33 protein-coding genes are annotated in these 23,750 nt (G+C 14.4%); 18 read left to right on the top strand and 15 right to left on the bottom strand.

What is annotated here, in order from left to right:
• The first annotated feature begins 5 nt into the window (after positions 1 to 5).
• From rplX to rplQ, 15 genes are read left to right on the top strand one after another with little or no spacing between them, the layout of a single operon-like run.
• Positions 6 to 227: a 50S ribosomal protein L24 gene (rplX, locus tag NAREPO1_RS00820; RefSeq protein WP_232616960.1), complete on the top strand. Its 222-nt coding sequence runs from the start codon at positions 6 to 8 to the stop codon at positions 225 to 227.
• Positions 228 to 235: 8 nt separating this feature from the next.
• On the top strand, positions 236 to 778 hold the full coding sequence (rplE, locus tag NAREPO1_RS00815; protein ID WP_130624118.1) for a 50S ribosomal protein L5: 543 nt from the start codon (positions 236 to 238) through the stop codon (positions 776 to 778).
• 11 nt (positions 779 to 789) lie between these two features.
• Complete coding sequence (rpsN, locus tag NAREPO1_RS00810) at positions 790 to 1,095, top strand: 30S ribosomal protein S14 (protein WP_130624117.1); 306 nt, start codon at positions 790 to 792, stop codon at positions 1,093 to 1,095.
• 7 nt (positions 1,096 to 1,102) lie between these two features.
• Positions 1,103 to 1,489 (top strand): 30S ribosomal protein S8, encoded by a 387-nt coding sequence (gene rpsH, locus NAREPO1_RS00805; RefSeq protein ID WP_130624116.1) that lies wholly within the window; start codon positions 1,103 to 1,105, stop codon positions 1,487 to 1,489.
• Positions 1,490 to 1,503: 14 nt separating this feature from the next.
• The gene (locus NAREPO1_RS00800; RefSeq protein WP_130624115.1) at positions 1,504 to 2,067 is read left to right on the top strand and encodes a 50S ribosomal protein L6; all 564 of its coding nucleotides are present in this window, start codon (positions 1,504 to 1,506) and stop codon (positions 2,065 to 2,067) included.
• A gap of 3 nt (positions 2,068 to 2,070) precedes the next feature.
• Positions 2,071 to 2,445 (top strand): 50S ribosomal protein L18, encoded by a 375-nt coding sequence (rplR, locus tag NAREPO1_RS00795; RefSeq protein ID WP_130624114.1) that lies wholly within the window; start codon positions 2,071 to 2,073, stop codon positions 2,443 to 2,445.
• Between the two features lie 38 nt (positions 2,446 to 2,483).
• On the top strand, positions 2,484 to 2,966 hold the full coding sequence (gene rpsE / locus NAREPO1_RS00790; RefSeq protein WP_130624113.1) for a 30S ribosomal protein S5: 483 nt from the start codon (positions 2,484 to 2,486) through the stop codon (positions 2,964 to 2,966).
• A gap of 20 nt (positions 2,967 to 2,986) precedes the next feature.
• Positions 2,987 to 3,424 (top strand): 50S ribosomal protein L15, encoded by a 438-nt coding sequence (gene rplO / locus NAREPO1_RS00785; protein ID WP_130624112.1) that lies wholly within the window; start codon positions 2,987 to 2,989, stop codon positions 3,422 to 3,424.
• Positions 3,425 to 3,458: 34 nt separating this feature from the next.
• Entirely contained in the window at positions 3,459 to 4,745 is a 1,287-nt protein-coding gene (locus NAREPO1_RS00780; protein WP_130624111.1) for a preprotein translocase subunit SecY, read from the top strand.
• A 21-nt stretch (positions 4,746 to 4,766) separates the two neighbouring features.
• A complete protein-coding gene (rpmJ, locus tag NAREPO1_RS00775; protein ID WP_130624110.1) occupies positions 4,767 to 4,883 on the top strand; it encodes a 50S ribosomal protein L36 in 117 nt (38 codons plus the stop codon).
• A gap of 44 nt (positions 4,884 to 4,927) precedes the next feature.
• A complete protein-coding gene (rpsM, locus tag NAREPO1_RS00770) occupies positions 4,928 to 5,275 on the top strand; it encodes a 30S ribosomal protein S13 (RefSeq protein ID WP_130624192.1) in 348 nt (115 codons plus the stop codon).
• Between the two features lie 25 nt (positions 5,276 to 5,300).
• Positions 5,301 to 5,696, top strand: coding sequence for a 30S ribosomal protein S11 (gene rpsK / locus NAREPO1_RS00765; protein ID WP_130624109.1), 396 nt, complete (start codon positions 5,301 to 5,303; stop codon positions 5,694 to 5,696).
• Positions 5,697 to 5,751: 55 nt separating this feature from the next.
• Positions 5,752 to 6,372: a 30S ribosomal protein S4 gene (gene rpsD, locus NAREPO1_RS00760; RefSeq protein WP_130624108.1), complete on the top strand. Its 621-nt coding sequence runs from the start codon at positions 5,752 to 5,754 to the stop codon at positions 6,370 to 6,372.
• A 29-nt stretch (positions 6,373 to 6,401) separates the two neighbouring features.
• Positions 6,402 to 7,418, top strand: coding sequence for a DNA-directed RNA polymerase subunit alpha (locus NAREPO1_RS00755; protein ID WP_130624107.1), 1,017 nt, complete (start codon positions 6,402 to 6,404; stop codon positions 7,416 to 7,418).
• Positions 7,419 to 7,437: 19 nt separating this feature from the next.
• Positions 7,438 to 7,800, top strand: coding sequence for a 50S ribosomal protein L17 (gene rplQ / locus NAREPO1_RS00750; RefSeq protein ID WP_130624106.1), 363 nt, complete (start codon positions 7,438 to 7,440; stop codon positions 7,798 to 7,800).
• On the opposite strand, the gene NAREPO1_RS00745 is transcribed toward rplQ, so the two are convergent.
• The 10 genes from NAREPO1_RS00745 to thrS all read right to left on the bottom strand — a co-directional run bounded on the left by NAREPO1_RS00745 (position 7,790) and on the right by thrS (position 17,120).
• Positions 7,790 to 8,716 (bottom strand): methionyl-tRNA formyltransferase, encoded by a 927-nt coding sequence (locus tag NAREPO1_RS00745; protein WP_130624105.1) that lies wholly within the window; start codon positions 8,714 to 8,716, stop codon positions 7,790 to 7,792. The two genes, rplQ and NAREPO1_RS00745, sit on opposite strands and share 11 nt — an antisense overlap.
• Before the next feature lie 4 nt (positions 8,717 to 8,720).
• Entirely contained in the window at positions 8,721 to 9,173 is a 453-nt protein-coding gene (gene def / locus NAREPO1_RS00740; protein ID WP_130624104.1) for a peptide deformylase, read from the bottom strand.
• Between the two features lie 168 nt (positions 9,174 to 9,341).
• Positions 9,342 to 9,788, bottom strand: coding sequence for a SufE family protein (locus NAREPO1_RS00735; RefSeq protein WP_130624103.1), 447 nt, complete (start codon positions 9,786 to 9,788; stop codon positions 9,342 to 9,344).
• A gap of 2 nt (positions 9,789 to 9,790) precedes the next feature.
• Entirely contained in the window at positions 9,791 to 11,005 is a 1,215-nt protein-coding gene (locus tag NAREPO1_RS00730; RefSeq protein ID WP_130624102.1) for an aminotransferase class V-fold PLP-dependent enzyme, read from the bottom strand.
• Between the two features lie 29 nt (positions 11,006 to 11,034).
• Positions 11,035 to 13,293, bottom strand: coding sequence for a phenylalanine--tRNA ligase subunit beta (locus NAREPO1_RS00725; RefSeq protein WP_130624101.1), 2,259 nt, complete (start codon positions 13,291 to 13,293; stop codon positions 11,035 to 11,037).
• A gap of 5 nt (positions 13,294 to 13,298) precedes the next feature.
• Positions 13,299 to 14,300: a phenylalanine--tRNA ligase subunit alpha gene (gene pheS, locus NAREPO1_RS00720; protein ID WP_130624100.1), complete on the bottom strand. Its 1,002-nt coding sequence runs from the start codon at positions 14,298 to 14,300 to the stop codon at positions 13,299 to 13,301.
• Position 14,301: 1 nt separating this feature from the next.
• Entirely contained in the window at positions 14,302 to 14,649 is a 348-nt protein-coding gene (gene rplT, locus NAREPO1_RS00715) for a 50S ribosomal protein L20 (RefSeq protein WP_130624099.1), read from the bottom strand.
• Positions 14,650 to 14,677: 28 nt separating this feature from the next.
• Entirely contained in the window at positions 14,678 to 14,881 is a 204-nt protein-coding gene (locus tag NAREPO1_RS00710) for a 50S ribosomal protein L35 (RefSeq protein ID WP_130624098.1), read from the bottom strand.
• Between the two features lie 12 nt (positions 14,882 to 14,893).
• Entirely contained in the window at positions 14,894 to 15,430 is a 537-nt protein-coding gene (gene infC, locus NAREPO1_RS00705) for a translation initiation factor IF-3 (protein WP_130624097.1), read from the bottom strand.
• A complete protein-coding gene (thrS, locus tag NAREPO1_RS00700; protein WP_130624096.1) occupies positions 15,423 to 17,120 on the bottom strand; it encodes a threonine--tRNA ligase in 1,698 nt (565 codons plus the stop codon). The genes infC and thrS overlap by 8 nt, the downstream gene beginning before the upstream one ends.
• Positions 17,121 to 17,205: 85 nt before the next feature.
• Between thrS and NAREPO1_RS00695 the strand changes: the two genes are divergently transcribed.
• Positions 17,206 to 17,682 carry a metal-dependent hydrolase gene (locus tag NAREPO1_RS00695; protein ID WP_130624095.1) on the top strand — a complete coding sequence of 159 codons (477 nt, stop codon included), beginning with the start codon at positions 17,206 to 17,208 and terminating at the stop codon, positions 17,680 to 17,682.
• Positions 17,683 to 17,757: 75 nt separating this feature from the next.
• Here NAREPO1_RS00695 and NAREPO1_RS00690 read toward each other — a convergent pair whose 3' ends face one another.
• Positions 17,758 to 18,813 (bottom strand): PCRF domain-containing protein, encoded by a 1,056-nt coding sequence (locus tag NAREPO1_RS00690; RefSeq protein WP_130624094.1) that lies wholly within the window; start codon positions 18,811 to 18,813, stop codon positions 17,758 to 17,760.
• Positions 18,814 to 18,970: 157 nt separating this feature from the next.
• On the opposite strand from NAREPO1_RS00690, the gene lolB reads away from it, so the two are divergent.
• The gene (gene lolB / locus NAREPO1_RS00685) at positions 18,971 to 19,642 is read left to right on the top strand and encodes a lipoprotein insertase outer membrane protein LolB (protein ID WP_130624093.1); all 672 of its coding nucleotides are present in this window, start codon (positions 18,971 to 18,973) and stop codon (positions 19,640 to 19,642) included.
• A gap of 6 nt (positions 19,643 to 19,648) precedes the next feature.
• Complete coding sequence (pth, locus tag NAREPO1_RS00680) at positions 19,649 to 20,212, top strand: aminoacyl-tRNA hydrolase (protein ID WP_130624092.1); 564 nt, start codon at positions 19,649 to 19,651, stop codon at positions 20,210 to 20,212.
• Here the strand turns inward: pth and aroB are convergent.
• From aroB to NAREPO1_RS00660, 4 genes are all read right to left on the bottom strand, one after another.
• Complete coding sequence (gene aroB, locus NAREPO1_RS00675) at positions 20,209 to 21,303, bottom strand: 3-dehydroquinate synthase (RefSeq protein ID WP_130624091.1); 1,095 nt, start codon at positions 21,301 to 21,303, stop codon at positions 20,209 to 20,211. The genes pth and aroB overlap by 4 nt on opposite strands.
• Positions 21,275 to 21,835, bottom strand: coding sequence for a shikimate kinase (locus tag NAREPO1_RS00670; protein ID WP_130624090.1), 561 nt, complete (start codon positions 21,833 to 21,835; stop codon positions 21,275 to 21,277). Before NAREPO1_RS00670 ends, aroB begins: the two co-directional genes overlap by 29 nt.
• Positions 21,836 to 21,908: 73 nt before the next feature.
• Complete coding sequence (locus NAREPO1_RS00665) at positions 21,909 to 22,637, bottom strand: RluA family pseudouridine synthase (RefSeq protein ID WP_130624089.1); 729 nt, start codon at positions 22,635 to 22,637, stop codon at positions 21,909 to 21,911.
• A 4-nt stretch (positions 22,638 to 22,641) separates the two neighbouring features.
• Positions 22,642 to 23,742 (bottom strand): chorismate mutase, encoded by a 1,101-nt coding sequence (locus tag NAREPO1_RS00660; RefSeq protein WP_130624088.1) that lies wholly within the window; start codon positions 23,740 to 23,742, stop codon positions 22,642 to 22,644.
• Positions 23,743 to 23,750 lie beyond the last annotated feature (8 nt).

The following is a 23,750-nucleotide window of genomic DNA, read 5'->3' as shown; positions in this document are numbered from 1 at the left end:
TTATTATGAAATATAAAATAAAATTAAATGATGTAGTAAAAATTATATATGGAAAAGATAAAGGAAAAATTGGTAAAATAATAAAAATAAAAAATAATTTTGTATTTGTAGAAAATGTAAAATTAGTAAAAAAACATGTTAAACCTTCACCTAATTTAAATAGAGTTGGTGGAATTATTTATATTGAATCTAAAATTCATATATCTAATGTTACTTTAATAAAGTAGTTTTTTTTATGAGTATATTAAAATTATATAAAGATTATGTTATTAATAATATGATGGAAAAATTTAATTATAAATCTATAATGGAAGTTCCATATATATATAAAATAACATTAAATATAGGAATAGGACATTTAGCTTCAGATAAAAATATATTGAATAAATATATAAAAAATATATCTTTAATATCTGGTCAAAAACCTATACTAACAAAATCAAAAAAATCAATATCTAATTTTAAAATAAGAGAAAATTTTGTTATAGGTTGTAAAGTTACATTAAGAAAATATAATATGTGGTTATTTATTGATAGACTAATTTATATAACTATTCCAAGAATAAGAGATTTTAAAGGATTATCAATTAAATCTTTTGATAAATTTGGAAACTATAATTTCGGTATAAAAGAACAGATAGTTTTTACTGAAGTTGATTATAATGAATCTAATAATATGAAGGGATTAGATATTTGTATTTCAATAAAATCTAAAAAAATTAGTGAATCTTTAGAACTTTTAAAATTATTAAATTTTCCATTAAAAATAGAAAATTAAAAAAAAATAAAATGACAAAAAAATCAATTATATTTAGAAATAATAAAAGAATATTATTATATAATAAATATTATAAAAAAAGATTGTATTTAAAAAAAATAATATCTAATAAAAATATACAAGAAAAAGAAAGATGGGAATCTATGTTAAAATTACAAAAGCTTCCTAAAAATTCTTGTAAAATAAGAATAAGAAATAGATGTTATATAACAGGAAGATCAAGATCATATTTAAGAAGATTTGGATTAAGTAGAATAAAACTAAGAGAAATGGCTATGTTAGGATTAATTCCAGGATTAAAAAAATCTAGTTGGTAAATATACAATGAATATACAATGTACATTATCAGATATGTTTATTAGAATTAAAAATACAAAATTTAATAAAAAGAAAAATATATATTGTTTTAATTCAAAAATAAATAAAAATATATTAAATATTCTTTGTAAAGAAGGATATATAAACAAATTTAATATATTTAAAAAATATATTATAGAAATAAATTTAAAGTATTATAAAAATAATTCTGTAATAGATGATATTATATTAATAAGTAAACCAAGTTTAAGAGTTTATTATAATATTAATAAAATAAAAAAAATAAGTATTAAAAATGGAATAATAATTATTTCTACTTCTAAAGGAATTATGACTCATAAAGATGCTAGATTTTTTAATATAGGCGGAGAAGCTATATGTTATGTATATTAAAAAAATAAAATAAAATGATAAAAAATATAAAAAAAAATAAAAAAATAAAAAATATTTTATTAATACCAGACAATATAAATATTGATATAAAAAAAGATAATATTATATCTGTATGTGGTAAATTGGGTAAAATAAATATATTATTTAATAAATTTTTAGAAATAAATATATACAATAAAAAAATAATTATAAATCCTATTAATAATTATTTTAGAATAAATATTAAATCATTAATTCATACATATATATCTTTAATAAAAAATGCAATTATAGGAGTAGATATAGGATATACCAAAAATTTAATATTATATGGAATAGGATATAAAGTTGAGTTAAAAGATAATTTTTTAATATTTAATTTAGGATTTTCTCATAGTATTTTATATAAAATACCTAATAATATTAATATAATTTGTAAAAATAACATTGAATTATCTATAAATGGAATAGATAAACAATTTGTAGGGCAAGTATCTAGTGATATATTTAATTTAAAAAAACCTGATCCTTATAAAGGGAAAGGTGTAAGATATTTAGGACAAAAAATATTTTTAAAAGAATCTAAAAAAGTTAAATAAAATATGAAAATTAAAAATAAATTTATTCATAACAAAATAAAATCTAAAAAAATAAAAAAAAAAATAAAAAATAAAAATACAAATATATTTACTGTTTATAGAACATCAAGGCATATTTATGCTAAAATATTATCTGTGGATAAATCTAAAATAGAAGTTTATGCTTCTACTACAGAAAAAAAAATATTAAAACTTTTAATAGATAAAAAAATATATACAGGGAATAGAAAATCAGCAGAAATAATAGGAGAAATAATAGCAAAAAGAGCAATTGAAAAAAACATAAAAAAAGTTATATTTAATAGATCTAGATTTAAATTTCATGGAAGAATAAAATCTTTAGCAAATAGTTCTAGAAATAATGGATTAATATTTTAAAAAATAAAAAATATATACGAAAAAATTTAATAATAATTATGGAGTTTATAGAAAAGTTAATATCTATAAAAAGAGTTTCAAAAACAGTAAAAGGAGGTAGAATATTTAGTTTTTCATCTTTAACTGTAGTGGGTAATCAAAATGGAAAAGTTGGATTTGGTTATGGAAAATCTAAAGAAGCTCCTATATCAATACAAAAATCTATAAATAATGCGTATAAAAATATAATAGATATTTATATTAATTCTAATAAGAGTATATATTATGAATCTTATGGAAAATATATAAAATCTAAAGTATTAATAAAACCTTCAAAAGGTACTGGTATAATAGCAGGTAACACTGTAAGATTAATATTTCAATTATCTGGTATAAAAAATATTATCACTAAAATATATGGTTCTACAAATCCAATAAATGTAGTAAAAGCAACTATTATAGCAATAAAAAAAATAAAATCTATACAATATTTATCAAGAAAAAGAAATAAAAATATAAAATACTTATTAATAAATAAATAAAATATAAAAAAAATATTTATATGAAATTAAATAATATTAAATGTTCTAAAGGATCTAAAAAAAAAAAAAAAAGAATTTGTAGAGGAATTAGTTCTGGTTATGGAAAAACTGGAGGAAGAGGTCATAAAGGACAAAAATCTAGATCAGGTTCAAAAATAAGAATAAATTTTGAAGGAGGGCAAACTCCATTTTATAGAAAAGTGCCTAAATATGGATTTAAAAATAATATAAATAAAAATATATATAAAAAAACATTAACTACTAATGATATAAAAAAAATACATTCTAATATAATAAATTTAGATATTTTAAAAGAAAATAAATTAATAAATAAAAGTATAAAAGAAGTTAAAATAATATTAAAAGATAAAATTATTAATCCAATTTCAATAATTGGATTAAAATTGTCTAATGGTGTAATTAATAATATAAAACTTATAGGAGGTAAAATTGAATAATAAATTTTATTTAAATTTAAAAACATATTTAGATATGTATAATTTTTTTTCTTTTAATATAGGAAAAAAATTTATAAAAATTATTTTATTTTTAATATTATTTAGAATTGGATCATTTATACCAATATATAATATTAAAATGTCATTTATAGTAAATAAATTTATAGATTTTAATGATCATCCTATATTAAAAATATATAATTTATTTTCTGGAGGGTCTTTAGTTAAATTTTCTATATTTTCTATGGGAATGATGCCTTATATATCTTCTACTATTTTAATTCAATTTTTGTCAAATACTGTTCCATATTTTATAAAATTAAAAAATGATTTTAATTCTAAAAATATATATAATTTATATATATATATATTTACATTTATAATATCTATTATAAATTCATTTATAACTTTGTTAAGTATTAATAGGATATTCAATATAATTGATATTAATATTATTTCTTTTATATTTTCTATGATTAGTTTAATATCAGGAACTTTTATATTAATATGGTTATCTAATAAAATAACTGATATAGGAATAGGAAATGGAGGCTCAATTATGGTATTTATTGGAATAATAAATAATTTACCAACTTATGTAACAAAAATAATCAAAAAAATATTTAATAATAGTATAAAATTTGAAATAATATTATTAATATTAATACTAATAATTTTATATATTTTAATATATGCAATTACTTTTATAGAATGTAGTCAAAGAAAAATAATTATAAACTACCCAAAACAATATATTTTTAATAAAAATTTTACTAATATATTTTCTCCTTCATATTTACCAATTAAAATTAATATATCAGGTATAATGCCAATATCATTTTCTTCTACATTAATTACATTTTTTAGAATGTTGATATATAACATATATATATATACAAAATTTAATATATTTAATTTAATATTATTATTTTTAAAATCAGGAACATTATCATATATTATAATTTATGCTATTTTAATATTTATATTTAATTATGCATATTCTTTTATATCATTTAATATTAGTAATACGTCCAACAATCTAAAAAAATCAGGAATATTAATACCAGGAATACGTCCTGGAATTAATACTGAAATATATTTAAGTAAAATAATTAATAATTTAATTTTTATAAGTTTTTTATATATATTTTTTATATATATTATTACTGAAATGTTAAATAAAATAAATTTAATTAATGTGAGTGGTTCATCTTTATTAATAGTTGTTGTTATTTCTATAGAAATTATAAATCAATTACAAAATAATTTAATTTCAAATAAATATTCTTTAATATTAAAGAAATTAAATTTAGATTATTAATTTTTTAAAAAAAATATTTATATGAAAGTAAGAGTTTCTATTAAAAAAATTTGTAATAATTGCAAAATAATTAAAAGAAATAGTATAATTAGAGTTATATGTAATAAAAATCAAAAACATAAACAAAGACAAAAATAAAAAAAATTTTTTTATTTTTTTTTGAACAAAAATTGGTTTTAAAATTGATTAGAATATATGGAGTTAATATTCCTGATAATAAACAAATATTAATAGCATTAACTTATATTTTTGGAATAGGAATTTCTACATCTAGAAAAATATGTAATAAATTAAATATAAAATATAGTACTAAAATATGTGATATTGATTCAAAATTAATAGATGAAATAAGAAAAGAAATATCTTATATAAATATAGAAGGAGACTTAAAAAAAAATATATTATCCAATATAAAAAGATTAATTAATATAGGATCATATAGAGGTATAAGACATAAAAGAGGATTGCCTACTAGAGGGCAAAGAACAAAAACAAATGCTAAAACTAGGAAAAAATATAAAATTTTCTAAAAAAGAAAATAAATTTTTTTAAATTATGAAAAAAATAAAATTTTTGAAAAAAATAAAAAAAAAAAGAAAACAAATTAATGAAGGTATAGTAAATATACATTCTTCTTTTAATAATACTATAATTAATATAACTGATTTATATGGAAATACATTAGGGTGGGCAACTTCTGGCAGTTCTGGGTTTAAAGGTCATAGAAAATCAACTCCGTTTGCTGCTCAAATAGCTGCTGAAAAATGTTCTAAATATGTTAAAGAAAATTATGGATTAGAATTTGTTTATGTTAAAGTATCTGGTCCTGGTCCTGGAAGAGAATCTGTTATAAGAGCAATATATAATTCTGGATTTCAAATAAATAGTATAATGGATGTAACTCCAATACCTCATAATGGATGTAAACCTCCTAAAAAAAGAAGAGTTTAATTTTAAATTAAAATAAAAAAAATTTTTTAAAATTTAAAAAAAAATATAAAAAAATATGTCTAAATATATCGGTCCTAAATTAAAACTAATTAGAAGAGAAAAAACTGATTTATATTTAAAATCTGGAATAAAAAATATAGAAAATAAATGTAAAATAAATCAAACTCCTGGACAAATTCATCTAAGAAAATCAAGAATTTCTAATTATTCTATACAATTAAGAGAAAAACAAAAATTAAAAAGAATATATTGTATATTAGAAAAACAATTTTATAATTATTATAAAAAATCTATAAAGAAAAAAAGAAATACTGGTGTAGTATTATTACAAATGTTAGAATCAAGATTAGATAATATTGTATATAGAATGGGATTTGGGTCTACTAGATTAGAATCAAGACAATTAATAAATCATAAATTAATAAAAGTAAATGGTAAAATAATAAATATACCTTCTTATAATTTATTACCTAATTCTAAAATAGAATTATCTGAAAAAATGATAAACAATGTAAAAATAAAATTTTCTATAAATTTAATGAAAAATAGAGAGAATATTCCATGGGTTAATATAAATGAGAATGAATTATATGGTTTTTTTTTATATATACCAGATAGAAAGGAATTTTTAAAAGAAATAAATGAAAATTTAATAATAGAATTTTACTCTAGATAAATTTTTAATAAAATTAATTTATAAAATTTATGAAAAATTTAGATACTAATATAAATGTAGAAAATATAAGCAAAAAAGAATCAATTATAACATTAAGCCCATTAGAAAAAGGATTTGGACATACAATAGGAAATTCTATGAGAAGAATATTATTATCATCAATACCAGGATATGCTATAACTGAAATTGAAATAGATAATATATTTCATGAATATTCTAATAAATATGGTATAAAGGAAGATATTATTAATATAATATTAAATATAAAAGAAATATCAATAAAATTAATTAATGATGATATAGGTATATTAAATATATATAAAAATGAAATTGGTCCTGTAAAATCTAGTGATATAACTTCAGATAAAGAATTTTTTATATATAATAAAGATCATGTTATATGTAATATAACAAAAAATGATGTTTCTATAAATATAAAAATGAAAATACAAAAAGGAATTGGATATATATCATCATCAGAAATCAATAATAAATATATTAATTATAATGAAAAGAATATAATGTCTCATAAAATATTTATAGATGCTATATATAATCCAATAGAAAATGTATCTTATAAAATAGAAACAACTAAATTCAAAGAAAATTTAGATTTAGATAAATTAATAATTCATATAATTACGAATGGAACTATAGATTCAAAATATGCTATAGAGTATGCTTCTAAATTATTAATAAATAAATTAAATATTTTTAATTTTAATAATTATAATAATAATATTAATAATAATAATAATGAAAAAATAATAATAAAAAATAATAATAATTTAGAAAAAAATAATGTAAATCCAATATTATTTAAATCTATAGATAATTTAGATTTAACTGTAAGATCATATAATTGTTTAAAATTAGAATCTATAAACTATGTATATGATCTAGTTTCAAAAACAGAATTTGAATTATTAAAAATACCAAATTTAGGTAAAAAATCTTTACTAGAAATTAAAAATATATTATCATTATATGAATTAAAATTAGGAATGAATATAAATGATAAAAATTTATTAAATTTAAAAAAATAAAAAAATTTTTAGAATTTTTATGAATCATAAAATAATAGGTAGACATTTAAATAGAACTAGAAGTCATTATAAATTAATGTTAAGGAATATGTGTAATTCTTTAATAAAATATGAAAAAATAAAAACAACTTTACAAAAAGCAAAAGAGCTAAGAAGAGTTATAGAAAAAATAATAAACATATCAAAAAAAAATTGTCTACATAATAAAAGAATAATATTTTCAAAAATAAGAAATATGGAAAATACAAAAAAAACAATTAATGTATTTGGAAAATATTTTTCTAATATTAATGGAGGATATACAAAAATTATAAAATATTATAAATTCAGAAATGGAGATAATGCTAATATGGTTTATATAATAATAAATATTAAAAAATAGTTTTCTTTTTTAAATTATTAAAAAAAGTAAATATATCGTTTCTCATATATAATATATTTTTTTTATTTTGTATTTTTATTTTAATTATTTCTAATAACCCATATTTTAATATTATAAATACTTTTTTTTTAAAAAAAAATATATTTCCTATTTTTTTATTAAATTTAATTTTACTAAATCTATATTTTGAATCTATTATTTTAATTTTTTTATCATTAAAAATAAAATAACATATTGGCCATATATTAAAAGATTTTATTTTTTTATATTCTAAAAATGAATTATTATTAAAATTTAATAATGCATCACTTTTTGTAATTTTTCTAGCATAACTTTCTATATAATTATTTTTTACTTTTAAATTAATATAATATTCTATTTTTTCTAATATATTATTTAATACAATACCAGACATATTAGATAATTTATTTGATAGATATTTATAATCAAAATGTTTTTTTATTTTATATTTAATTTGAAATATTATATTTCCATTATCAAATATATCATTCATTTTTATAATAGATATTCCTGTGTATTTATAATTTTTAATTATAGCCCAATATATTGGAGCAGGTCCTTTTAAACTTGGTAATAATGATGGATGAATATTTATACATCCGTACTTTGGAATATTTAATATAGTATTATTTAATAATAAACCAAAAGATGAAACTATAATTATATCTGGATTAATGTTTTTTATTATATTAATAATTTCATTGGAAAAATTTTTTATTTTTAAAAAAAATATTTTATTTTTTATAGCAAATTCTTTTATTTTATAAAAATTAATTTTTTCTTTAAAAATAATTAAAGATATAATATATTTTTTATTTAAAATAAATAATTGATTCAAAGAAAAATAACAAGAACCCATAAAAATTATTTTTAAATTATTTTTTTTTAAAAACATTTTTTTATTTATTTTTTTTTAAATGATCTATTATTAAAATTCCATATAAATGATCTATTTCATGTTGTATACATGAAGACAATATGTTACTTGCTTTTAACTTTTTTTTTTTTAAATCTATATCTAAATATTCAATTTCTATATTTTTATATCTTATTATATTTAAAAAAAAATTAGGTATAGATAAACATCCTTCACAAAAACTAACATAACCTTTTTTATTTTTTATTATAGGATTAATTAAAACTATTTTATTATTATCTATATCTATAGTTATTATTTGTTTATGTATATTGACTTGAGTAGCCGATAAGCCTATTCCATTATAATAATACATTGTATCAAACATATTTTTTACAAAAATATTTATTTCATTTAAATTTTCTTTATCAGAAACTAATTCTGCTTTTTTTCTTAAATTTTCATCGGGATAAATTAATATACTTAAAATTGACATTTTTTTATTATTTTATTATTTTATTATTGTTTTAAATATTATTATAAAATAATATTTTATTTTTTAAATATTTTATAAAATAAAAAAAATTTATAAAATAATAAATAATATCTTATTATATAAAAAAAATAATAAAATATTAGAGTTATAATAAATTTATTTTTTTTATTATTTTATTATTTTTAAAATTTTATATTTCATAAATTGATATATATTTATAAATTTGTAATTTTTAATTTTTAATTTTTTTATAAAAATATTTTCTATTATATAATGAATATTTTTTTTATTTAAAAAAAAATCAATATTTTTATTATTAAAATATATATGGATAATTGAAATTAATCCTTTCATAATTAAAGATTCACTATCAGAAAACATTATTATTCTTTTATTATTATATAAACAATAAAACCATATATTACTATCACATGAATTTATAATAGTATTTTTATTTCTAATACTATTATCTTTTAGTAAATTTTTCTCTAATTTTATAATATATTTATATTTATCTATTAGATTATTAATTTTATTAAAATCATATAATATATTATTAATATTTGTATTAGAATTATTAATAGATTTTATTAAAATAAAATTATTATTTAACATTTTTAAAAAAATTTTTTTTTAATAAATTTTAGATTTTCTATAAAAAAATCTATATCATCAAAATTTGTGTACATAGCATATGATATTCTACATACTCCTGATATTTTATATAAATTCATTATTGGTATTGAACATTGATGTCCTGTTCTAATATATATATTAGAATTTTTTAATAAAAACCCTATATCATTACAATTTATATTTTTTATATTAAATGATATTATACTTAATTTATTATAAATATTATCACAATAAATAATAATATCTTTAATTTTTTTTAATTTATTTATAGAATATTCTAATATTTTATTTTCCCAATTATAAATATTATTTATTCCTATTTTATTAATAAATTTTATAGATTCATTAATGCCTATTACAGATGCTGAATTCATTGTTCCAGTTTCAAATTTCCAAGGTGAATCAACAAAAATAATTTTATTATTATATATATTTTTAATTATTGACCCTCCTAATTGCCAAGGTTTCATTTTATCTAAAATTTTTTTTTTTCCATATAAAATTCCTATACCCAGTGGTCCATACATTTTATGACCAGAAAAAACATAAAAATCACAATTTATTTTTTTAACATCAACTTTTATATGTGATATAGCTTGAGATCCATCTACTAAAACTAATATATTTTTGTTTATATTTTTAATAATACAAATTATTTCTTCTATATCATTTAATACTCCTAAAACATTTGAAACATGAGTTATTGAAATAAATTTAGTTTTATTATTTATAATTTTTTTTAAAAAATTTTTTTTAAAATAACCATTTTTTTTATTAATAGGTAAAATTTTAATTTCTATATTTTTTTTTTTTAATAAAAATTTCCATGTAACAAAATTAGAATGATGTTCTATATTTGAAATTATTATATTATCACCTTTTTTTAAAAACTCATTATTATATAATAATGAGTTTGAAACTAAATTTATACTTTCTGTAGCTCCTTTAGTGAATATTATTTCATTATAATTAGAATTTATAAATTTGGAAATTATTTTTCTAGTATACTCTACTTTATTATTTAATGAATTACTATATAAACTTTTATTATATGATAAATATTCATATTTATAAAAATTATATTCTTTATTAATAACGCTTATTGGTTTATATGTGCTAGCAGCATTATCTAAATATAATCTATTTTTTTTTTTAAAAATAGGAAAATATGATCTTATTTTTTTTACACAATACATAAAAAAATTTATTAAATTTTTAATAATATTTATTTATAATAAATGTTAAATTTCTTTTTTAAATATTCTAAACAAGAGATAATAAACTTATTTATATAACTATTTTTTATATGTTTAATATATTTAATATAAATTCTTAATAAAAGACATTTATTATTATTTTTAATATAAAATTCTTTAATTTCAATTTTATAAATATTTGAATTATATGAATATAAGCTAGCTATTATATTATCTATATTAATATTTAAATTAATTTCTATTGATATATCTCTATCAATTAAATTAAATTTCGATATATTATTATTAACATTATTATTTTTAATATTTTTTTTTATATTTTTTAAATAACTTAAATTTATTTCAGAATATATTATTGAATAATTATTTATATTTTTATTTTTTATTAATTTATTATTTAATATTCCTAAAATTCCTAATATTTTTTTTTTATTATATATATATATGCTGTTATTTTTATTTAAAAAATATACATTTTTTTTTTTAAAAAAAAAATCGTTATTATTAATAAATAATAATAAAATATCTTCTATTTCTGATTTGATTTTATTAAATATATTATCATAAGATATATCATTTTTTATAAAATCATTATTTATTAAATTTAATGTAGATAAAAATTCTGTTTCTATAAATTTATTATTATTTTCAAAACAATTACCTATTTCAAATATTTTTATTTTATATATTTTTCTATTTATATTATATATAACATTATTTAACAATCCTGTTAATAATGATATTCTCATTGTATTAAGTTTATTTGATAAAGGATTTTTTATATATACAAATTTATTTTTTTTATAAAATATTTTTTGTAATTTACTATTTGATATACTAAAGTTTATAACTTCATTATATCCATTAAATACTAGAAAATTTTTAATTTTATTTAAATATTCATTTGCATCATAATTATTAATATTTAAATTAGATAATATTTTTTTACATGGGATATTATTTATATTATAATTTTTTAATACTTCTTCTATTATATCTTCTTCATAATTTAAATCTGATCTATAATATGGTATATTAATTGTTAAATTGTTTTTTATTATTTTATATTTACAATATATTTTTTTTAAAATATTAATTATAGTACAATTTCTTATAGGCAATCCTATAATTTTTCTTATTTTATCAAAATTAATATTTATAATTTTATTTTTAATTTTATTGTTAAATATTTTTATTTTATTTTTACATATTCCTCCATATGTATTTATAATTAATTTTGATAAATTATTCATTAAAATATCAACAAAAAAGGGATCAGTATTATTTAATAATTTATAATAATTATTTTTTAAATATTTATTATATAAATAATCATTTATATTATTTGGAATAAATATTATACATCCTATAAATATTTCTTTTGTATTTTTATTTATAAAAATATTATTTTCTATATTTGGAATAAATGAAAAATTATTATTTTTAATATTTAATATTCCACATTCATTTTTTTCATTTTTTATGCATTCTATTATTATTTTATTATTTTTTATAAATTCATAATCTATAATATGAACATAATAACCAGTTTGCAAAAATACATACTTTACTATATCTTCTATATTATTTTTTATATTAATATTATGTATATTTAAAATATTTTTTATTATTATAGAAGTGCTATTATTTATATTTAAATCTTTAATTATATAATTATAATAATATATAAAATTATTACATTTTATATCTAAATCAATTTTATATATATCATTATTACAAATATTTTTAATATTATTATTTTTATATTTATTTAAAAATTTTGTTTTATTTATTTCTCTTAGTAAACCTAAAATATTTGTACAATCAGGTCTATTAAATGGTATTGAAATATCTAATATTGTATCTTTATTTATATTTATAAATTTATTAATATTAGTTCCTATTTTAATTTTTTTTATATTTAATTTAAAAAATACATTATTACTTATATAATATTTATTTTCTTTATTTATATTACTAATTTCTTTTATTAATAGAATTATTTGACCTTTTTTAAATATACTAATATTTGTATATATATCAATTAATTTTATATATTTTGATTTTATTTTTAACAAAAAAATATTATTTTTATTTTTTTTTTTAAAAATTATTTTTCCTATAAAAATATTAATTTTATTATTAAATATTTTATTTTTAGAATTTATTTCTATTCCTATTTTTTTTAAATTATTTATTAATTTAATTAAGTTTACTTTAGTTTCTGTAATAAAATTATTTTTTATTAAATTTAGACTAAATCTCATTATTATTATATTTTATGTTTAAAATTGTTTAATACATTTATATTATTTTCATAAAGTAATTTAATATTTTTAATCCTATATTTTATCATGATTAATCTTTCTATACCAATTCCAAAAGCAAAACCAGAATATAAATTATTATTTAAATTTAAATATTTTAATATTTTGTTATGTATCATTCCAGCTCCTAATATCTCTATCCATCTATCATTAAAAAATATATCCATTTCTATTGAAGGTTCTGTAAATGGAAAATAAGAAATTCTAAATTTTATTTTTATATCATTATCATTTAATATAAATTTTACTATATTTACTAGTATAAATTTTAAATTAGATATACTTATATTTTTATCAATATATATACCATCCATTTGATGAAACATAAAAGAATGTTTTTTCCCTTTGTCTTTTCTATAAACTTTTCCATACGATATTATTTTTATTGGAATATTTCTATTATTAATTCTAGTTTGTATACTAGAAATTTGTGTTCTTAATAAATAATTATCGTTTATCCAAAAAGTATCATTATAATTTCTAGATGGATGTTCTAAATGTATATTTAATAAATCAAAATTATGTTTTGAATCTTCAATTTCTTTCCCATTAATTATATTAAAACCTAAATTTAAAAATTTATTCTTAAGTTTGTTTATTATTATAGATATTAAATTTAAACTACCAACATTATTTAAATACGTAGGAATTGTAATATCTAAAAATTTTTTATTATTTTTTTTTTTTAATAAGTAAATATTTTTTATATTATTTTTATAAATAATGTTTACTTTATTTTTTATTATATTAATTAGTTTTCCTATATCTTTTTTATTTATTTCATTTATATTTGAAAAATTTTTTATTATATTATATATATAACTTTTTTTACCAATTAATTTAGATTTAAATATATTTAAATCATTTATATTATAAAAATTTTTAATATTATACTTTTTAATATCATTTAGTATATCATTTAATTTTATTTTTATTTCTTTATACATTTTATTTTATTATATAATTTATAATTTTTTTAAAATCATTTTGTTTAAATTCTGCAATATAAGATAATATTTTTTTATTAATATTTATTTTTTTATTTTTTAATAAAAAAATAAAATTATTATATGATAAATTATTTTTTTTTAATTCAGCATTTATTTTTATAATCCATGTTTTTCTAAAATCTCTTTTTTTAACTTTTCTATGTATATATGAATATTGACAAGATTTTATAACAGACTGTTTTGCAGATTTAAAATTTTTAGATCTTGCACTATAATATCCTTTTGCTTGTTTTAATATTTTTTTATGTTTATTTCTTGATTGAACACTATGGTTAACTCTAGTCATTTTTTTTTAAAATTATTAATTTTTTAAATTATATTGATTTTAATATTCTTTTTTTATTTTTTTTATTCAATAAATAAAACAACTTTCTTAAGTTTCTTTTTTTTTTAGAATTTTTTTTTCTTAAAAGATGTTTTGTATTAGAATGTTTATATTTTATTTGTTTATTATTATTATTTATAATAAATCTTTTTTTAATACTTTTTAAAGTTTTTATTTTATTATTTTTATTCATAAAATATTTATTTTAATTTTTGCTAGATAAAATCATAATTATTTGTTTATCTTCTATTTTATTAGAAATAAAATGTATTTTGCAAATATCATCTAATTCTTCATAAATTTTTTTAAATAATGAAAAACCTATACTGTTATGTACTATCTCTCTACCACTAAATTTTATAATTATTTTAACTCTATTTTTTTTATTTAAAAAATTTCTAATTTTTTTTAATTTAATTAGATAATCATTATTATCTATATTAAGTTTCATTTGTATTTCTTTAATTTGAATAAAACTTTGTTTTTTTTTTAAATTTTTTAAAAATTTATTTTTATTATATATATATTTATTATAATTTATTATTTTACATATAGGAGGATTTATGTTTTTATTTATTAAAACTAAATCAAGATCTTCTTTTTTATACTTTTTTATAGCATCTTTTGTATAAAAGATACCCAATTGTTTTCCATTTATATCTATTAATCTTATCTTTTCAAAATTAATATCATAATTTATAAGATATCTATTATCTATTATTTTATCTTTATTATTAACCATTAAAAATTTCGTTATGTTTTTTTAAATTAATTTCTTTTATTATTTTTTTTAAAAATTTATTTAAAGATATTAAATAATAATTTATATTATTTATACTTTTAATAGTAATTTTTTTATTTTTTTTTTCTTTTTCTCCACAAATTATAATATATGGAATATTATTTAATTTATGTTCTCTTATTTTATAATTTAAAGTTTTGTTTCTAATATCTATTTTTACTCTAATTTTTAAAAATAATATTTTTTTAAAAATTTTTTTAACATAATCTATTTGTTTTTCTGTAATAGATAAAATTATAATTTGAATAGGAGATAACCATAATGGATATTTATTTAAATAATGATTAGATATTATTCCTATAAATCTTTCTATGGAACCTAATATAGCTCTATGTATAATAATAGGAAACTTTTTATTATTATTATTATCTATATAAGAAGCATCTAAATTTTTTGAAGTAAAAAAATCTAATTGTATAGTTCCACATTGCCACGATCTATTATATAAATCTTTTAATACAAACTCTATTTTAGGACCATAAAATGCTCCATTGCCACAATTTATATTAAAAATAATTTTTTTTTTATTTAAGATATTTTTAATAATATTTTCAGAATTATTCCATATATCTTCATTTCCTATCTTAATATTAGGTCTTGTTGATAAAAATATATCAATATTTTTAAAATTAAATATATTATACACTTCAAATATTATATTTATAGATTTAATTATCTCATTTTCTAAATCTTTTTCTGAACAAAATATATGAGTATCATCTTGAAAAAAACTTCTAGTTCTCATTAAATTATGTAATGATCCTGAAGATTCATTTCTATGACAATTTCCAAACTCTAATATTCTATAAGGTAAATCTTTATATGATTTTACTTCTTTTAAAAAAAATTTTATATGACAAGGACAATTCATCGGTTTTATATAATAATTAATATTATTTATAACTAAATTATATATATTTTTTGAATAAAAAATAGAATGTTTTGTTTTGTTCCATAAAGAGCTATTTAATATTATAGGAGTTTTTACTTTAAAATAATTATCATATAAAAATAATTTTTCTGTTATATATTTTTCTAATTCATTAAATATTATTACACCATTATTATTCCAAAATATCATACCAGGAGATTCTTTAAATATATAGTACAATTTATTAAATTTATTTTTTTTTATATTATTATTATTTTTTATTATATCTAAAGTATTTTTTTCATTACCGCATATTCTATATATTATTTTATTTTTATACCATGTTTGATATATTTTTTTTTCTATATTTAAATTATTAATATTTATATTAAAATTAAACTCTCTTAAAGATATATCTATAAAATTATCTATTTTGTATATAAAATATATAATATTTGATTTTGTATATTTTTTAAGATTATTATAACTATATATATTTTTATTATTTTTAAAATATTTTAATAAATTTATATTATCAATATTAAATTTTAATATTTTTTTATTTAGCGTATTTAAATTTAATATATTTTTTTCTATATCATATATATTTTTTGTTTTTATATTTTTTTTATATATAAAATCACAAAAAAAATAATTTTTTATTATCCCAAAATTAACTATATATGAATGAACTAGCATTTTATTAATAGAATATTTTAATAAATATAAATATATTGAGCAAGAATTATTTATGTTCATAATTTTTTATTATAAAATATAAATTTTATTATATAAATATTTAAATTAAATTTTAAATTTAAAAAAAAAATAAAAAGTAAATATTATGAATATCAAAGATCATATAATATTTAATACAATTTCTATTTTTGTATTAAAAAATTTTAAAATATTAAAATTTTCTATAATAGAATGGAATATATTATTAATAACTTCGATAATATTTTCTTTTTTTCCAGATATAGATCATCCAATTTCTTCAATAGGAAACAAATTAAAATTTATTTCAACATTTATAAATAAATTTTTTGGACATAGAAAAATTACTCATAGTATATTATTTTTAATTATAATATATTTTTTATCTAAATATATTTTATATAAAAATAATTTTTATTTAAATAAATCAATACATTATGGAATAATTTTAGGCTGTATAAATCATATGTTAGCAGATATGTTAACTAAACATGGAATATGTTTATTATGGCCAATAAAATTTAAATTTAAATTTAATAAATTTTTTTTATTTATAATTATAATATTAATATTCTTATTATATACTTATAATTTACATCAATAATGTAAATAAATTATAGTATTATTATATGTATAATATAATAATATATTATTTAAAATAATATAGATAGTAAATTAATTATTTTTTTTCTAATATATTTAATAATATATCTAATTCTCCATTTAAAATATAAAATAATTTATTATATATAGTTATATTAAATCTATGATCTGTAATTCTATTTTTTACAAAATTATAAGTTCTTATTCTATCTATTCTATGCCCTGTTCCTAATAATTTTTTTTTTATTATATTATTTTTTTCCTTTATTTTTTTTTCTTCTATAAAATTTATTTTAGATTTTAAAATTGATATAGCTTTTGATTTATTTCTATGTTGTGATCTTTCATCTTGACATTCTACAACTATTCCTGTTGGAATATGAGTAACTCTTATTGCAGAATCAGTAGTATTCACATGTTGACCACCAGAACCTGAAGATTTAAATGTATCTATTTTTAAATCTGATAAATTAATATCTTTTTTAAGATAATTTTCTTCTATTATAGGTGTAACAGCAACTATACATGTTGATGTATGTATTCTATTTTTAGATTCTGTTTCAGGAATTCTTTGAACTCTGTGTCCTCCAGATTCAAATTTTAATTTTTCATAAGATATTTCATTTAATACTTTAATTACTATTTCTTTATATCCTCCTTTGTTATTTAAAATTTTATTTATTAAAAAAAAATTCCAATTTTTTTTATAAAAATATTTAATATACATTTTATATAAATTTTCTATAAATAATGAAGATTCATTTCCTCCAGTTCCTAATTTTATTTCTATTAAACAACCTTTATTATTATAATTTATTTTTTTTAAACTTTTTTTTATAGATTCAATATTAAATAATATATTATTTTTTTCACTATTTAATAAATTTATTTCTTCTTTTATAAGTATTTCTATTTCTTTGTCATTTATATTACTTACTTTATATATTTCATTATTAATTTTAATTAATTTTAAATTATTTTCTATTAAATTGTTATAACAATTTAATTTATTTTTTAAAATTTCTAATCTATTTTTATTATTTTTGTTTTTTTTTAAAATATATATATTTTCTTCAATTTCTAATTTTAATATATTAATTTTTTTTATTGATTCTATAATATCATTATTCATATTTTAAAAGTATCCAATAAATTTTATATTTTTTTTTAATTTAATAATTATTAGTATATAATATATATAATTTTAATATAAATTTATTTAATTTATTTTAATAAAATAAATAATTTTAAATTTTTATATTTATAAAATCAATTAATATTTAATAATTATGTATAATAATTTTTTTTTAAAAATATTTATAAAATTAATTTATATTTTTCATAATAAATTATCATTTAAAAATAATTATTTTTTAAATAAAAATTATGTAGAAAATATAAGTTATATAAATAATGAAAATTTAAATTTAAATAAAAACAAAATTAAGTGGAATAATCATAAAAAAAATATATCAAATATAAAAACATTCCAAATTAGTGGTGCTTTAGTTTATAAAAATGGAATAAAAAGAATGTTATTAAATTTTTATTTAGATAATTTTGATAAAGATTATTTCAAATTTGAATTATCTACATTTTTTGGATTAAAATTAATGGAATTTGTAAATAATTCAAGTGATTCATATTATAAAAATATAGGTTCTGATCCTGTAAAAAATAGTAATCCTCAAAGTTTATTTGAGCAAATGTCTAAAACTAATATACCAATAAGTAATATAAAAAATTGGATAATAGGGCTTCCTGGAAAATATACTTTATTTTTTTTAAATAAAAATGGATATATAAGAGAAATGAATTATATTGACGATTGTAACAAAAAAAATTATAAAATTTTTTATGAATATAATGATAATTTTAATCCAGTATTGCCTAAAAAAATAAAAATTATACAAAATGATATTATGTTAGATATAACAATTAAAAAATGGAATATTAATTAAAAAAAAATGAATGCTATAATAGGGATAGGTAATTTAAATAAATATACAAATACTAGACATAGTATAGGAATATATTTTATTAATAAATTATTAAAAAAAATAAATTTAAAATTAATATTTAACAAAGATATAAATGGATTTTATTGTATATATAATATAAATAATATAGATAATATTATTTATATTCCAAATTCTTATATTAATAATTGCGGGTATAATATAAAAAAATTATTAGAAAAATATAACATAAAAAATAATAATTTAATTGTTATACATGATGATATATATTTTTTACCAGGTATTTCTAAAATGCAATTTAATATTAGTGATGGAGGCCATAATGGAATAAAAGATATTATTTATAATTTAAATTCTAAAATGTTTTATAGAATAAGAATAGGGATAGGAAAACCTAAACTTAAAAATTTTTTAAATAATTTTGTATTGTTAAAACCAACAAATTTAGAAAAAAAATTAATAGATAATTCTATAAATAAATGTATTATTTCAATATTTTATTTTATAAATAATAATCCTAATTTTGCAATGAATTATTTAAATAGAATTTAATGATTTTTTATGGCATATTTAATATCATTTATATTTATATCATTTACTATTTTAGCTTTTCCTATTTTTTCTAATAAAATTAAATTTATATTTATTTTATTGTTAGAATTTATAGAATTTTTTTTATCTCTGTTCATATAATTTATATAATCATTAAACTTCATATTACTTGGTCCCTTAATTGGTAATTTAAACATTAATATTAAATTTTTTATTCTATTTAATTCTAAATATGTTATTTTATTCAACTTAAATGATAATTTAGAAGCAATTATCATACCTGCAGATATAGACTCTCCGTGAGTCCAATTTCCATAACCCATAAAAGCTTCTATAGCATGACCAAATGTATGTCCAAAATTTAATATATTTCTTATATTTAAATCTTTTTCATCTTTATTTATTAATAAAGATTTTAATGTGCAGCATTTTTTTATACAATATAAAATTGTTTTTTTATCTAATTTTAATATTTTAAATATATTTTTTTCTATCCAAATAAAAAAATTATAATCTAATATTAGAGAATATTTAATAATTTCAGCTATACCAGATAATAATTCTTTATTTGGCAAACTGTATAAAAATTTAGTATCTGTAAATACAAATTCTGGATTATAAAATGTTCCAATCATATTTTTTCCTAAAGCATGATTTATAGCAGTTTTACCTCCTATTGAAGAATCAACTTGTGATAATAATGTAGTTGGTATTTGTACATATTTTATTCCTCTTAAATATATAGAAGATACAAATCCAGTTAAATCTCCTATAACTCCTCCTCCTATTGCTATTAAATATGTTTTTTTATTATAATTAAAATTTAATAATGCAGTTATTATATTATTTAATATATTTATTGATTTACTAAATTCTCCATCTGGAATTATATAATATTTATAATATAAATTATTTATATTTTTTTTTATTATATATCTAAAATATTTTTTAAATAAAAAATCATTTGTAATAAACATTATTTTATGATTATTTTCTATTTTAGAAAAAATATTTATTTTATTTAATAAGTCAAAATCTATTAATATTTCATATTTTTTTATTCTATTTGAAAATATTTTTATTTTTTTCATTTTTATATAGTAAATTTTTATTTAAAATAAATAAAATATCTTTTAAGATTTTATTTATATTTTTATTATTTGCATCAATTATTATATTAGATATATCTTTATATAAAGATTCTCTATTTTTAAAAATTTTATCAATATAATTTTTATTTTTTATATAATTATTTAATAATGGTCTATTTTTAGCATTTATAATTCTTTTTATACATTCTTTAATATCTAATTTTATATAAATTATAATTCCTATTTTATTAATAATTTTTATATTTTTTTTTGTTAATATACCTGCTCCTGTTGATAATATGAATTTAGATTTATTTTTTATATAAATAAGAAATTCATTTTCTTTTTCTCTAAAAAATTGTTCACCGTATAATTTAAATATATTATTTATATTTAAACTTAATATATTTTCTATTTCATTATCTGAATCAAAAAAATTTATATTTAATATTTTAGATAATTTATTTGCTATTGTTGTTTTTCCTGATCCTGTATGACCTATTAAAATTAAATTAGTATAATTTTTGAACATATTAATTTATAAGTAATAATTTTGAATAAGTTATATATTGTTATATATATCATAATATAAATTAATGCTATTTTCAACTATAAATTTCTATAAATTTAATTAATTTATTTATATCATCAGGACATTTAGAAATGCATTTTATATTTTTTTTAGTTATTGGATGTATAAATTTTATTTTATATGAATGTAACGCTTGTCTTTCAAATAAAAATTTTTTTTTCTTTAAAAAATCAAAAGATTTTTTGTAATTAGAATTGTTATTTATGTATTTTTTATCTCCAACAAGAGTATAACCAATATTAGACATATGAACTCTTATTTGATGTGTTCTTCCTGTAATTATATTTATTTTTATTAAAGTATGAAGATATAATTTTTTAATTACTTTATAATAAGTTATTGATTTTTTTCCATATTCTTCATTTATACACATTTTATTTCTTTTTTTATCTCTAGAAATACTTTTATATATAGATCCTCCAGATAACATTTCTCCTGTAACAACTCCTATATACTCTTTGTATATTTTTTTTTTATAAAAAAGTTTTTTAAGTTTAAAATAACATAAATTATTTTTAGCTATAATTATTAATCCAGTTGTATTTTTATCTAATCTATGTACTAATCCATTGTTTTCTATATTACTAAGATCTTTTATATTATTGTTTATAATATTTATTAAATTTATATATTTATTATTTAAATTAACTATTAAATTACAAGGTTTATTAATTATAAACAAATATTCATCTTCATAAATAATGTTTATATTATTTATAATATTTGAATTTGTATTATTCATGTTTTTAGTATATATTTAAAGATCTTAATAATAAATTATTATATTTTTCTAAGATAAGTATATTGCTTTTTTCTATTTTTAATATATTATTTATACATAATTTAATATTTAAATATTTTTTGTTTTTTATATCATTAAGCAATCTATTCATATAATAAATATATTCTTTTATATATTTTTCTATATTATGAAAGTTTATTATATTTTCTAAATATAATTCATTATTTTTTATAAAAAATAATATAAAACACATAAATATTTTATTTAACGGAGATGAATATTTAAAAATTTTTTCTAAATCTATATTTTTATTTTTTATTAAATATATATATGTTATAAATATAAAATATTTTAATGATTCATTTTTTATAATATATTCATTATAAATAGTATAATCTAATTCTATTAAATTTATACCCCATAATTTAAGTTGATTAAAGAACCATATAAATTTTTCTTTATCATTTAAATAACAAATTATTATTGAATTTTTAGTAATATAATTTGAATCATATTCTTTTGTTATACATATTGATAAAAACGGCATCTTATAATTAGAAATAATTTTTACAGATAAATGTTTATTATAAGATAAATCTATTATAATACACTTTTTTTTTATTAAATGTACTATTTTATTTAAAGTGATCTTAAATTCTGATATTGGAACTTGTATAAAAATTACATTTGTTAATTTAATATATTTTTCATCTTTTTTGTCAAAATTAATATCTAATTCATAAATTTTATAATTTGATTTTAAAAATAAATTTTTAAATAAATTTTTATTTTTACCTATAAATAATATTTTATATAGTTTGTATTTTTTTATTTTTATATATTTATTTTCTATTGAATAAGATTCATACATTATTCTTTTTAATATATCTTTTATTAAATCATTAGAAATATTAATTCTTTTATTTTCAATTATTTTATTATAAATAACATCTTTTTCTCTTTCTTTTATATATGATGGTATATTTAACTTATTTTTTAATATTGATAATTTATGAACTTTTTTCAATCTTTTTTCTATTAAATCCAATATTTTATTATCGATTATATCTATTTTTTTTCTTATATTTTCTATATTCTTTATCATATTGAAAT

The sequence above is a fragment of the endosymbiont of Euscepes postfasciatus genome (assembly GCF_004296535.1).
Classification (GTDB): domain Bacteria; phylum Pseudomonadota; class Gammaproteobacteria; order Enterobacterales; family Enterobacteriaceae; genus Nardonella.
This window is presented reverse-complemented; position numbering and strand designations above follow the sequence as displayed.